Below are 12103 nucleotides of genomic sequence, written 5' to 3' on the forward strand. Positions count from 1 at the left end.
AGGGTTTCGCGCGCGAGACGCGCCCAGAAGCCTTCGTAATCGCGTTCGGCTTCGGCGCAGAGCGCCTTGTATGCCTCCATGCCGGACACCGTGGCATTCGCCTGCAGAACAGCAGGAGGATCGAATGTACGGCCCTCATGCAACACCGACTCCAACAACATATTTTTGTCTCCATCCCGGGCTACGCAAAGGTTGCGTCTACCCTACGTTTTAATTACTTCGTTTTTCGATAGCTGTGAAACTTCTCCAGCAGTCGAGCATTGTCCTCGATACCGTTGACCTCAACGCAACGGAATCCACGCCTTCGTGCGTGCGATCAATTTTCGACACGCCATACGCCTCCGAGTGGCAGGCACGAATTTCCCCACTTATCATCGAACGCATAACAAAGGGCCTCTTCGTTTTCCTCAACAGCGAATTTCCCCGGCGTATTCGCCTGGACCATTTCATGCTGCCGCGACGCACGCGAGAACATAGTCCTTGATTTCCCGACGGACCTCGTCCGATGCCTGCTCGAATTCGAGGCCGTACCTGAACCGAATGCCCTCCTGACGGCAATTGCGAACCTTGACAACCACGGCAATGGCGCGATTGGCGCCGTCGCTCGTGCCTGTCGGCAAATTCATTGCAAGGCGAGCACTCTGTCCCACTGCCAGAATGTCCTCGCCGGCGGAGATGCCCGCACCAAAGGCGCTCAGATTTTCGACGTTCACCGCGACGGGAAGACGCAAATACTCGTTCGTGCGGATTTTCCCGGTGATCGCCGTCTGCACCCTGTGATGCCTGCGCACTATGGCCTGGGCCACCACCTCGGGGTAGCTCAGATAGTGGCATCCCAACGGACCCGAACCCTCTCCGAGCAATCGCGTGGAGAACCGGAAAAACCTCGTACCGGTAAAGAGACGTGCGTCGTACACCATCTCGCTTACAAGCGCCGGCGCTTCATGACCCGTGCCGCGCGCGATCAGCGCCTCGCCTGGAATGACGCCCGCGAGGTCCATGTGAATGACGTCTGCGCTACCTTCGCGAGTCAGATGAAAGAATTCCACCTTCTGCCGAAGGCTCGGTAAAAAAAGTCCTTTTTCGTTAATGCCCGGACCTGCCTCTCTCGACGAATATGGTCCGCGCCATACGCGCTAAAGAACAGAGGAAATTCGTCGTTGGTCGCCGCTCTTTCGCCGGACGGGAAGCGCGCGACCGCTTTCGTCCCGGCCGGGGTGTCGTCCCTGTATCCCAGGCGATACAGCCGGTCAAGCAGTCCGGCCGAATCGATGACGTATCCCCTTTGCAACAAGAGCCTGCCACTATTGCTATAGATCGCGAAATCGGTCGGCTTATCGAAACCAATATCGCCTGCTGAGAGTTTTATTAGCATGGTCCAGTGCAACGACAGGTCAATCGCATGCGCGATCACACGTCGAAATCGTCGGAAATCCAGTCTGACCGCACCCGTTTAGATAGAGCCGGAACATACTCCAACGGGAAAACGAGGAAGGGCAGCCTATATAAGGAACCAGGGCCGCCCGTTTGCCGCGACCAATATTGCCATTCTGAAATTATCTTCAACATGACTTAACGCAACCGAAGCATCACCTCGTGGTCACGAAGAAAGCGGGCGCGGAACCGTACCTCCACCGGTGAACGCCAGATGAACTCCACTGCTCCAGCGCCGTGACCCGAAATATGCTTTGTGGCTTGAATGTGCGCACGTACTCGCAAGGTCCCCGCACGCCCGTTCTTTTGCAACGGCCCTTCTCGCTTGCCCAGGTTATTCCGCATTGACTTGAGCCTTACATGTTCGAGGGATTGCCGGGTTTGTCTTTCCCCTTTTCGATGTTTTCGCGCTGATCGGCGTAATCCTTGAGGTTGTCGCCCTCGACGATTTCGGACTCGCCTTCGAGTTTCCTGTTCTCATTGCCAGTCAGCACGCCTCCCATTTTCTTGAGCACACCCTTGAACTCCTTGCCGATTCCTCGCAGTCCTTCCTTGGTCATCGTTGCCTCCATTACGCTGAAAACGGCGGACATAGTGCCCGCCCGCCGGTACTGCGACGACCGTCGTGCCGCAAGGCACGTGCCATTTCACTCAGCGGCACGGCGTGTGCATCGTATTCGCGCACGACGAAGGGGAACGCCATGACCGCTGCGAAAGGCGCGAAAAGCGCACAAAGGACGCCGCCTTCCGGCAAGGTGTGGATCGGCATCTCCGGCTGGCGCTACGACGGCTGGCGCGGCACGTTCTATCCTGAAGGCTGGCCGAAAAAGCGGGAGCTGGAGTATGCATCCCGCGCGGTGCAGACCATCGAAATCAACGGTACGCATTACAGCCTGCAATCGCCAGCCTCGTTCCGGCAGTGGTACGCCGCCACGCCCGAAACGTTCGTGTTCAGCGTGAAAGGCGCGCGCTATTTGACGCACGTGCTGCGCTTTCGTGACGAAACGGCAACCATCGCATGCGCCAATTTTTTCGCACAAGGCCTGCTCGCGTTGAACGACAAGCTCGGCCCTCTACTCTGGCAGTTCCCGCCGACGTACCCGTTCGATGCCGCGCGTTTCGAGCGATTTCTAGCCGTCCTGCCGCCCGACAGCGAAGCCGCATTGCGCCTCGCGAAGCGCCACGACGGGCGCGTAACGGTGCCGTGGCTCGAAATCGATCGCTGCCGACCGATGCGGCACGCCATCGAAATCCGTCATTCGAGTTTTCTTGTCCCCGCATTCGTCGAGCTGCTTCGGCGCTACGGCGTGGCGCTGGTCGTTTCGGACTCCACAGAACCGTGGCCGTGTATCGAAGACGCCACAGCCGATTTCGCCTACGTGCGGCTACACGGCTCGACCGCGAAATACGCGGGCGCCTATGGCGACGACGCACTCGACAATTGGGCTTCCAGGTTCAAGGCCTGGCGCGCGGGCAGGCAAGCCGCCCATGCGCGGCTAGTCGCGCCGGAGCGCGCTCTTCACGAGCCGAGAGACGTCTACTGCTATTTCGACAACGACCAGAAAACCGAAGCGCCATTCGACGCCCAGCGCCTGATATCGCGCCTTGGCGCGACACGATAACTGCCTGCGCCGTTGGGGCGCGCGCGGTGCGGCCAACGCCTCACGGCTCCAGCTTCAACTTGATCCAGCCCGGCTGGCGTGCATCGAAGGCCCGGTACGCTTCAAGCATATGAGTCAGCGGCTCGCGCTGCGTGAGCACGCCGAGCGAATCGAAACCGCCGTTCGCGAACGAGTTCGACAAGCCCCGGCATGCCGTAACCGCCCCGTACACGGCCATGTTGCCTGCGCGAACTTCGGCAAGCCGGGTGCCGAAATAGCCGGTGGGGAAAATGTCCGGGATAAGGGTCGCGCGGCCGTCGTCAAACTCGCCAGGCAACGGCACAAGGCTCGTGCTCGCGAGCAGCGTGCGCGCCTATTGCGCCGGCAGACCGTCGAACGGCTCCGTGCTTTGCGGGCCACCGAAGAACACCGTGCCGGACTGCGCGCCGTTCGGGTTGGCGTCGTCGCATTGCGCCGTATCGCCCGTGCGGCAATATCAGCACGCGCCGCACGAAATCGTTGACGGAATGAGCACGCGCGACCCGCAGCACATGCCACGGACGTTGCACCCAACTTCCTCCACAAGCCCCCCTCGTGACCGAATCGCACTGGACGTGATCTGCACGATCGCGTCGGACGGTTGCCGAATGGACGGATCCGGCACCGTATCTAGCCGTATGCCGCCGATGTCGCGAAATACCACGGCTCTCATAGCTTGTTCCTCGCCGCAGGAGTGGCCGGAGGCCGCGCCGCGCCACGTTGCGCGGATGTCCGGAACGTTCGTGGTACGCCGATTGCTGGAACGGCAGAGCCGTTCATCAAGGATGAGCTAACATGCCCGAAAAGAAAACGATCGAGCGAGCGCGCGCGGACAAGCGCGCGGGAAAGTCCACCAGCACGCAGGCCGGAGAATTCGTCAAGGAAGAATTCGATCGCGTGCGCGAGGGCAAACATGGCGTGCGCTCCGCCAAGCAGGCGGTGGCCATCGGCCTTTCCAGGGCGCGCCGCGCCGGCGTCGAATTGAAGCCGCCCGCAAAGGGCAAGACCAGCGAAGCTACGCGCAGGAAGGCCCAAAAGGACAGCGCAGCCGGCCGGGGCACGAAGGAGGCCAGCGCGAGTACGGAATCGAAGGCCAAACGCTCGCGCACGACTACGAACGTGCTCAAGCGCGAAAGCAAGGCGGGCGCTTCGCCGCAGGCCGTGTCGAAACAGGCGAAGAGCGCAGCGGCGCGCCGCCCCGCGCCAAGCCGCTCGGCGGCGGCGAAGAAGGCTGCGCAGACCAAGGGCGCGGCGGGCCGTTCCGCTGCGGCGAAAAAGGCCGCAAAGACCCGCGCAACGCGAGCGCAGCACGCCCGCCATTAGCGCGGGAAAACGGCAGGCATCGAAGACGGCGCGGCGGACAACGTCGCCGCGCCGCGCGCCCATAGCGGATTGTGAGACCATGTGCCCCCGTGCCCCCACGCGCGCATGGCGCGATTTCCTCGATGTCCTCACCTGCTCTGCTCGTCAATATCCTGCGCAGCGTCACCCGCCGTTATCGCTTGCCGCAAGGCGCCGCGGCTTCTGCAATCGAGATTCGAAGCGCCAGCCCGGCGACGTCGCTGGCGTTCGCCATAGAAGCGGCGCGTGAAGCAACGGTTCATGGCGAGACACCCGATGCAGCGTTGAAGCAGCGCTTCATCGACGCGCTTGCGGCCATGATCCACGAGGCAATGCGCGCGGATTCCGGCGACCGCGCATTCCAGGCCATGGTTCTGCGGCACCGTGCCGTTCAGGTCCGCGAGTACGCTTCGCTTTCGGCCCATGCAGACCAGGACCGCCGGCAAATCCACACGATGGTCAATGCCATTGCCCATCCCGCCAAGCAGCAACGGGCGATGGAAGGCTGGCAACGCGAAGCGCTCGCGCGGCTGCACTCGTCCGCGTCTGCGCCGCCGTGCTCAAGACTCCGCGATACTGCGCGAAACGTTCTCGATTTACCGGAGATCGTGAGCGGTTCCGAATTCGGGCACGCCGTCGCACGGTTGCTGAACAGTGCCGCGCTGGCACGCGCTTGCCGTCTGGAAACTTTGGAGTCCGATCCGCTCGTGCAGCAGTATCGATCGTTATGGGACGCATATGGCCCACGTCCGGGCAGTCCGGAAGCACGTGCACAAGGCAAGGCGTCGCAGCAGCGCGGGGCGGCGGTCGAGGCGCTCGCCATACGGGCACTCGAAACGTTGGCCCGGCAACTCAACGAAGCGACACCGCGACATGGGCCGTCGTACCGTGCCGTGAACTCGATGCGCGTTCCGGCCGCCATACCCGGCAGCCACGAGCACGCCAAAACGGAGTGGGATGCGGTCCTGCTGGAGCGCGTGCTCACACAGGCCGCGGATGCGGCACCGGTATGGAACGTCTGCCTGCTCGTAGAGGCAAAGGCATCTATCGAGGCTGCGACGACCGATCTTCCCCGGCTCATGCGCGGAATACGCCTGCTCGCGCATGCCGGGGAAGGCGCCGTGTATGCGTTCGAGACGCGGCAGGGCACGGTGCACATCGATGGCGCTTCGCTGCGCGCGCTAAACACCGAGCCATCCGGTCTGAACAGAACCGTGCTTTATTGTTGCGATGCGCCGGCCGATGGCGAGCCGCGCCTGCTCGGCGCCGCGAGCCGGACGCGGCTTTTGTCGGCGCAGGCCAGCCTGGAATTTGCCCGTGCCTCATGCGGCGAGCCGCCGCGAAGTCCCGAAGCGCTCGAGCCGGTCTGGCGGGAACTGACCCGATGCCCGCAGTGGCACGGCGTGCTTCATCAATATCCGACGCTGCAACTGGTACGCGAATTGATGGTTCATCCCGACGACCTGATGGCCGCAATGACAGACGCATCAGGGCGTATGTAATGCCCGACAATCGGACGCTTCCGTTGACGCCGTTTCGCTTGACCCGTGAATGCCCACTGCCCAAAATCGCAATACACGCGTCAGCCGGGCACCGGCATTGCTCGCCCGGGAGCAGGAGCAGGAGCCGCATTCTCTTCCCGTCTCGACCGATTGCCCCCCCGCATGCGCGCTTCCCTCGTAAAGTCACGGTCAGCGTCCATGGGTATGTTCGTATGAAAGAACGCGCAACCATTGTTTGCCGCAAGGGCGACCAGATACTTCTGGTTACGCGCGGCCGTTCCCGCTGGACTCTGCCGGGCGGAACGATCAGGCGCGACGAAGCTCCTCTGCACGCCGCGAGGCGCGAAATGCACGAGGAAACGCTGATCGTCGCAGAATCGCTGACTTATCTGTTCGCATTCGGCGGGCTCAGCAAACGTCATTACGTATTCGCGTTCGACCTGCCCGACGACGCGATACCGCAACCCGCCAACGAAATCGTTCGCTGCTGCTGGGTCCAGCCGGCCAGCATCGCCACCCTGACGACCAGCGTGCCAACGCGCGAAATCGTGACCCATCTCTGCGTACCGGCGGCTAAACACCCGCAGGTTTCGCCTGATCGATGATCGTTGCCTGAATGCTGTCCGACGGCCGACGGATTCCGCGCAAGGCGCGTGAATTGCCGTGCATGGACATCGTTACGGCAAGCTCGCCATAAATCGCGGAATCCCCGAATAGAGGTTTTTGGCCGCGCACGTATCGGCGCAATCGGGCATGAACGTTGCACCCATCCTTCGCATGTAGCGAAACGGCCGCAGGGCGATAGCGAAGGGAGACAGTCATGAGACAGATCGTGTTAGGCGTGTACGACAGCTACTCGGACGCATGTTCCGCCAAACCCGGAGCCGGACGTGGGCATCGCCGATGCGCACCAGCGCACGCAGGGCGTTGACGGTCTGGACGATGCCTACCGCAGACACGGACGATGAAGTTCCGCGAAAGCGCGCCGATGCCGCTGTCGATCGCGAGGATGCCGACTGCCTCCGCTTCAGGTCCTCCCGGAAAGAGGGACCCTCGCGCGAACGGCAGCGATTGACGATTACCGCTTTCCCCGACCGGCTCGCAGAACCAGTGGGCGATTTGCCAGCCTGGGCGTGCATGTCGTGGACGGAAACGACAACGTGGAGCCTGTCCAGATCCGCCATTCTGGCGTAATCCGCCGATTGATCTTCGCCTTGAAGTGGACCATATTCAAACCGGTACACGAAATCAGGCACCGATTTCGTGGCACTTCGTCAATCGAAGCTGAAGCGCCTTCCATGTTCAACGAACCTGGTCACGACGACTGCGGTCCGTGGCAGTGCCCCTACTGCGGCACGGGGCTCAATGCGCCGCTCATACTCTGTCCCGAATGCGGCGCGAATCAACTGGCCGCCGCCTCCCGGACGGAGGCGGCAAGCGAAAGCTCGCCGGACGAACGGGTACGCGGCGTAGCGGAACGCCTGCGTGAAAACCTGGGCGGCGAGCGCACATATCGCGGCGACTATCCCTCAATCGACGAAGCACAAATAAGTCAAAAGCCGCATCGGCCGTTCCCTGTCTGGGCCGGTTTTGGCGCGCTCGCCATCGCCCTCGCCGGCTATGCGGTTTGGCATCACAGCGGGTGGGAGCCGAAACTCGGCGCACAGGTGGTGGTCGGCTCCGTGCTCGGCTCGAAGGGCAATCACGTGGCGCTGGCCACGCGATCGCACAGCGCGCAGGCCATGGCCGCGCTGCCGCGCCACGGCCCGGCGGCGAAGGCCGGTACGGCGCACGCGAATGCGATACGGCCAGGCGTCGCGCTGCAGAAGGCGGTATCCAGCGAACGTGCGCCCGCCTCGCCGGCCTATGCGAACGCACTCCCGGACGTCGCCAGAAGCCTCGCCATCGCCCGGACCAGCCTCGACAGGAACAACCTTTGGCCCGCGCGCAGGGCGATCATGAATGCGCTCGCCGCGCAACCCGGCAACGCCGACGCGCAGCAGATGCGAGCCGAGCTGGTCGCGCGCGAACAGCAGCGCGACGTCCTGATCGGCCGCGCAAGGCTATGCGCGCACGAGCGGCAATGGGCTTGCGTGCGGCAAGACGCCGGGCACGCCGCGAGCGTCGACGCATCGAGCCGCGAAGCGAAGCATCTGCTCGTGCTGGCGAGCGGCGAGCACAAAGCCGGTGCGGGGAAACACAACGGCTGGACCTGGCCATGGGAAAGCCAGACGTATGCGCAAGCCGGAGATGCGCGTTCACGCCAGGATGCGCTTTTTTGGCATCACTAACGATTTTTCTCCACCCGAAAGCGGCGCCCCCGAAATTTCCCGCCGCGTCACCTGCTTGAAGTCCGCCGCCCTCATGGCGCTTCCCGCGCACGCTTCTGCGCGAGTGCGTAGCCGACGACCGCGGTTTTGCCGCGCGATCCGCCGAACCCGTCTTTCGCCCCCGCATGCGATAGCCGGGCGCGGATTCTCACGCTAACATCGTGCGTCGCCCAAATCCTCCCCCTCCATGAATACCGACATGCCGTCACTGCACGCGTCTCGCGTTGGCCGCGTCTTCGAGGTTCTCGCCGTTTTCCTCCGGCTTGGCATGACAAGCTTTGGCGGCCCGGTCGCCCACATTGGCTATTTTCGCCGCGAGTTCGTGGAACGACGCCGCTGGCTGGACGACAGGGCCTTCACCGATCTGGTCGGCCTCTGCCAGTTCCTGCCTGGCCCGGCGAGCAGTCAGGCCGGCTTCTCGATCGGATGGCTGCGAGCGGGCTGGGCCGGAGGACTGGCCGCATGGTGCGGCTTCACGCTGCCCTCCGTGTTCCTGATGCTGGCCTTCGCGGTCATCGCGCCGAATCTCGGCGGCCCGGTCGGCGCAGGCGTCGTTCACGGGCTCAAGCTCGTCGCGGTGGCCGTCGTCGCCCAGGCGGTCTGGGACATGGCGCGGCGCCTGTGTCCCGACCGCCGGCGCGCGGCGATCGCCCTTGCCTCCCTCGTCCTGCTGAGCCTTTTGACTACCGCGTTCGCGCAGCTCCTCGCCATCGGCGCCGGCGCGTTGCTCGGCCTCGCGCTATGTCGCGCCGACGCTGTCGACCCGGCGTTCGCCGCAGCCCGCAACGGCGGGGAATTCCAGGTGACGCGCGCGACGGGTATCGCGGCTCTGATCGTCTTCTGTGTGCTGCTTTTCGGTCTTCCCGTGTCGGGTACGAGTGTCGCGGCGCAGGGCGTGCGCGAATTCGAGGCGTTCTATCGGTCCGGCGCGCTGGTGTTCGGCGGCGGACACGTGGTGCTGCCGTTGCTGCAGCGGGAAACGGTAGCCACCGGCTGGGTGGCGCCGAACGCCTTCCTCGCGGGCTATGGTGCGGCCCAGGCGATGCCGGGCCCGCTCTTCACGTTTGCCGCCTATCTCGGCTGGCTCATGGCCGCGCCGCCCTCGCATTGGGCCGGCGCGCTGCTCGCCACCGCGGGCATCTTTCTGCCGGGGCTGTTGCTCGTCGTCGCCGCGTTGCCGTGGTGGCAGGCGCTGCGCGCTCGTCCGGCCATGGCTTCGGCGCTCGCGGGCGTCAACGCGGCCGTGGTCGGCTTGCTGGCTGCCGCGCTCTACTCGCCCGTGTGGACGAGCGCCGTCCAGTCGATGACCGATTTCGCCATCGCGTGCCTCGGCTTCTTCCTGTTGACGCGTTGGCGAGCGCCCGCGCTGGCCGTCGTCGTTTTCTGCGTCGCGGCCGCAGTCGCGTCCAGCGTCTTTCGTTGAACGATCCGCGCACGCGCTTGCCGGCGCTCCGCGAACGAGCGCGCGGGCGCAAGGAGAAATACGCGGCGACCTCGATCCGAGCGGTGCGAAACCGCGCCCGTGTCCTCGACGAGACGATGCGCGCGGAAAGCGGCATGGCCCGAGCCGCGACCGTCCTCGAACGTATCGTTTCCGGTTGGCGCGCAGGCAGCCTGCGAAGCTAGCCGGTCAACGAAGCCGCGATCGCCCTTCTAAACGGCATCAGACGTGAAGCGGCGCGCAGCATGATGCCGCGCGCCAGTCTCGCGGGCGCGGTGTTGTTCGTATAGACGTCGGTGATGAATCGCGTCGCGAGATAAAGCGGCCTGGTCGCCCTGCGGTGCTGGTCTTCATACCGGCGCAACACGGACGCCGCGCCGATGTCGATGCCGCTGCGTTGAGCCTCGATGATTTGGTTACCTAACGTTTCCAAGCCGAGCAGCCCGAAATTGAACCCGTGCGCGGTCACCGGATGCATGCCGACCGCGGCGTCCCCGACAGCCGCGAAGCGCTTCGCGACGAAGCGCTGCGGATAAACGGAAACGAGCGGATAGACATGCCGCGTGCTGGCGAGCTTCATCGCGCCCAGCCGCCGCATGAATCGCCGCTCGATATGTCTTGCGAACGCGTCGGGGTCCAGCGCGGCGATCTCGTTTACTTCACCCACGGGCAACGTGAGCACGACCGACGACTGCGGCGCGTTCGTCGCCGGGTCGGCGTTCATGGGCAGCAAGGCAAGCGTCTGCGCGTAGCCGAACCATTCCCATGCGGTGTGCCCGTGAGGCGTTTCATGCGTCATGCGGCAAACCAGCATGGCCTTGCCGAAATCGTGCATGTCGGCCGAAATGCCCATCATCTTGCGCGTCGACGAAAAGCGGCTGTCGGCCGCGACGACCAGCCTGGCCGCAAGCACCTTGCCGCTTTCCAGTGTCACGCTCGCGAACGCGTCATCGGTTCTCACGCCGCTCACCTTTTCGGCCGCGAGCAGCGTCACGTCGTCATGCTGCGCCACGCTGCCCTGCAGCGCATCGTAAGCGGCCTTGCGGATCAGGTGATTGGAGACGAGCCAGCCCAGCTCCGAATGGCCGCTCAGCTCGTGCCCGATCTCCAGCGCACCGGGCGAGGCGCCGTTGAGCACTTTCGCGCGGCACAGCGGAGCACGCGCGTCCGGGTCGATGAAATCCCAAAGGCCGAGCTTGCGCATCAGGCGGACCGATTTCTGCGTCAGCGCGATCTCGCGCCCGTCGAACTGCGGCTCGCCGATGTCGGCAAGGCGCTGCTGCTCGACGACGACGATCCGCAGGCCGGCGCCACTGAGCGAGCGCGCGAGGCTGAGCCCCACCGGCCCGGCGCCCACGATTACGATGTCTGCTTCCATGATTCGACTGCTCCGTGCACGACTCAAACGGCCTGAGCGATACCGCATTCGCGCAGGGATTCCACCATGAGCGAGTCCATCGTCTTCACGTGCCAGGCGAACCAGTCGCGCAATTCGCCCACCAATTGCCGCCCCGTGTCGAAACGCCCCTCGTCGACGATCTGCCTGCGCACCTCGTCCACCACCTGCAGGACATGCCGGTGCTGGCCCGCATGACAATGGCGCGGGCCGAAGGCCATCGCTTCCATCCACGATTCTTCCTGCGCGAAGTGCTGCTGCGTGTGAGCGGCCCAGACGTCGAGCGCCGCGACGAACGTTTCGTCGGGAGCGGACGCCGCCGCGTCGAGCAGCTCGACGAACCCGGCATGCAGCGCATCGGTCATGGGCTCGCCCAGTCGAAGATCGGGGGCAAGGGGAGTTGGGCAGTGCGGTTCGGATGACGTCATGAGGGGGGAAATGCGAAATGGCGGGAGTGGCCGACAGGACCAAAGTGTGGCCGTCAGGCTCTTGCGGACAAATTTTCAAGATACCGGGCGGCCCCGGTTCGCGCGCTGATTTCGAGCAAATCTCGCGCGACCGGCCACTGAGACCGTTGGTCGCCCCCCGGTTCGCCCGCTAACGCTGAGAGGCGGTCGGGAAAATGACGACGTGCGCGCCAATTGGCGCACGAACGCGGAAAACGAAAAGAAAACGCTGATTCGGGCGCACAGCCGGCATGCGGGCCGAAAGCATTGCATGACGTAGGGGAGAGGTGCCGCGAATGCCGAGCCGCGCGACGCGCGGCTCAAGCCATTTCGGCGAGATTGACGAGGGCGCGGTCGCCGTCGGATTGGGCTTCGTTTTCGGCGCGGAATGTCTTTTCGCTATATGCGATGACCTTGAACCCGCCGCCCGCCGAACGCTCGATAGTGATGCCCCAGTGCCAGCCGCCTTCCTGCTCGAAGACATGCAACGTCGGACTCGATGGCTGGCTCATCGATTGAAATATGCTCATGTGAAGCCTCCCGTCGTGGGAATATCGTCGTGGACGATTGCCT

Annotated in this window: 12 protein-coding genes and 2 pseudogenes; 6 read left to right on the top strand and 8 right to left on the bottom strand. The window is 64.0% G+C overall.

Translation table 11 applies throughout. From position 1 onward, the window contains the following. The 4 genes and pseudogenes from BLU17_RS32630 to BLU17_RS24930 form a co-directional block, all read right to left on the bottom strand. Positions 1–161 (bottom strand): annotated as a pseudogene (locus BLU17_RS32630) (AMP-binding protein); the annotation flags it as partial. 285 nt (positions 162–446) lie between these two features. Beyond that, complete coding sequence (locus BLU17_RS24920) at positions 447–1001, bottom strand: PilZ domain-containing protein (RefSeq protein ID WP_092002809.1); 555 nt, start codon at positions 999–1001, stop codon at positions 447–449. A 29-nt stretch (positions 1002–1030) separates the two neighbouring features. After that, positions 1031–1414, bottom strand: coding sequence for a hypothetical protein (locus tag BLU17_RS24925; protein ID WP_092002813.1), 384 nt, complete (start codon positions 1412–1414; stop codon positions 1031–1033). 376 nt (positions 1415–1790) lie between these two features. Continuing rightward, positions 1791–1994 (bottom strand): CsbD family protein, encoded by a 204-nt coding sequence (locus BLU17_RS24930; RefSeq protein ID WP_092002817.1) that lies wholly within the window; start codon positions 1992–1994, stop codon positions 1791–1793. 141 nt (positions 1995–2135) lie between these two features. Between BLU17_RS24930 and BLU17_RS24935 the strand changes: the two genes are divergently transcribed. Continuing rightward, entirely contained in the window at positions 2136–3056 is a 921-nt protein-coding gene (locus tag BLU17_RS24935) for a DUF72 domain-containing protein (RefSeq protein WP_092002822.1), read from the top strand. A gap of 199 nt (positions 3057–3255) precedes the next feature. Here the strand turns inward: BLU17_RS24935 and BLU17_RS24940 are convergent. Next, positions 3256–3747 (bottom strand): annotated as a pseudogene (locus BLU17_RS24940) (alcohol dehydrogenase catalytic domain-containing protein); the annotation flags it as partial. Positions 3748–3869: 122 nt separating this feature from the next. Between BLU17_RS24940 and BLU17_RS24945 the strand changes: the two are divergent. From BLU17_RS24945 to chrA, 5 genes are all read left to right on the top strand, one after another. Further along, a complete protein-coding gene (locus BLU17_RS24945) occupies positions 3870–4397 on the top strand; it encodes a DUF6496 domain-containing protein (RefSeq protein ID WP_092002825.1) in 528 nt (175 codons plus the stop codon). 113 nt (positions 4398–4510) lie between these two features. Beyond that, entirely contained in the window at positions 4511–5917 is a 1407-nt protein-coding gene (locus BLU17_RS24950; protein WP_425434141.1) for a 3-deoxy-D-arabino-heptulosonate 7-phosphate synthase, read from the top strand. Between the two features lie 212 nt (positions 5918–6129). Then, positions 6130–6522: an NUDIX hydrolase gene (locus tag BLU17_RS24955; protein WP_092002831.1), complete on the top strand. Its 393-nt coding sequence runs from the start codon at positions 6130–6132 to the stop codon at positions 6520–6522. 693 nt (positions 6523–7215) lie between these two features. Continuing rightward, positions 7216–8208: a hypothetical protein gene (locus tag BLU17_RS24965; RefSeq protein ID WP_092002837.1), complete on the top strand. Its 993-nt coding sequence runs from the start codon at positions 7216–7218 to the stop codon at positions 8206–8208. A 226-nt stretch (positions 8209–8434) separates the two neighbouring features. Beyond that, the gene (gene chrA / locus BLU17_RS24970; RefSeq protein WP_092002840.1) at positions 8435–9670 is read left to right on the top strand and encodes a chromate efflux transporter; all 1236 of its coding nucleotides are present in this window, start codon (positions 8435–8437) and stop codon (positions 9668–9670) included. A 199-nt stretch (positions 9671–9869) separates the two neighbouring features. Here the strand turns inward: chrA and ubiM are convergent, their stop codons facing one another. From ubiM to BLU17_RS24990, 3 genes are all read right to left on the bottom strand, one after another. Continuing rightward, positions 9870–11066 carry a 5-demethoxyubiquinol-8 5-hydroxylase UbiM gene (gene ubiM / locus BLU17_RS24980; protein WP_092002847.1) on the bottom strand — a complete coding sequence of 399 codons (1197 nt, stop codon included), beginning with the start codon at positions 11064–11066 and terminating at the stop codon, positions 9870–9872. A 23-nt stretch (positions 11067–11089) separates the two neighbouring features. Further along, a complete protein-coding gene (locus BLU17_RS24985) occupies positions 11090–11512 on the bottom strand; it encodes a hemerythrin domain-containing protein (RefSeq protein WP_092002849.1) in 423 nt (140 codons plus the stop codon). 338 nt (positions 11513–11850) lie between these two features. Then, the gene (locus tag BLU17_RS24990; RefSeq protein WP_092002852.1) at positions 11851–12060 is read right to left on the bottom strand and encodes a hypothetical protein; all 210 of its coding nucleotides are present in this window, start codon (positions 12058–12060) and stop codon (positions 11851–11853) included. Positions 12061–12103 lie beyond the last annotated feature (43 nt).

The organism is Paraburkholderia lycopersici, from assembly GCF_900096975.1.
Taxonomy (GTDB): Bacteria; Pseudomonadota; Gammaproteobacteria; order Burkholderiales; family Burkholderiaceae; genus Paraburkholderia; species Paraburkholderia lycopersici.

Coding starts and splice junctions, on each gene's coding strand:
- BLU17_RS24990 (WP_092002852.1), bottom strand. CDS start 12,060: ATGAGCATATTTCAATCGATGAGCCAGCCATCGAGTCCGACGTTGCAT.
- BLU17_RS24955 (WP_092002831.1), top strand. CDS start 6,130: ATGAAAGAACGCGCAACCATTGTTTGCCGCAAGGGCGACCAGATACTT.
- BLU17_RS24920 (WP_092002809.1), bottom strand. CDS start 1,001: ATGGACCTCGCGGGCGTCATTCCAGGCGAGGCGCTGATCGCGCGCGGC.
- BLU17_RS24965 (WP_092002837.1), top strand. CDS start 7,216: ATGTTCAACGAACCTGGTCACGACGACTGCGGTCCGTGGCAGTGCCCC.
- chrA (WP_092002840.1), top strand. CDS start 8,435: ATGAATACCGACATGCCGTCACTGCACGCGTCTCGCGTTGGCCGCGTC.
- BLU17_RS24985 (WP_092002849.1), bottom strand. CDS start 11,512: ATGACGTCATCCGAACCGCACTGCCCAACTCCCCTTGCCCCCGATCTT.
- ubiM (WP_092002847.1), bottom strand. CDS start 11,066: ATGGAAGCAGACATCGTAATCGTGGGCGCCGGGCCGGTGGGGCTCAGC.
- BLU17_RS24935 (WP_092002822.1), top strand. CDS start 2,136: ATGACCGCTGCGAAAGGCGCGAAAAGCGCACAAAGGACGCCGCCTTCC.
- BLU17_RS24945 (WP_092002825.1), top strand. CDS start 3,870: ATGCCCGAAAAGAAAACGATCGAGCGAGCGCGCGCGGACAAGCGCGCG.
- BLU17_RS24930 (WP_092002817.1), bottom strand. CDS start 1,994: ATGACCAAGGAAGGACTGCGAGGAATCGGCAAGGAGTTCAAGGGTGTG.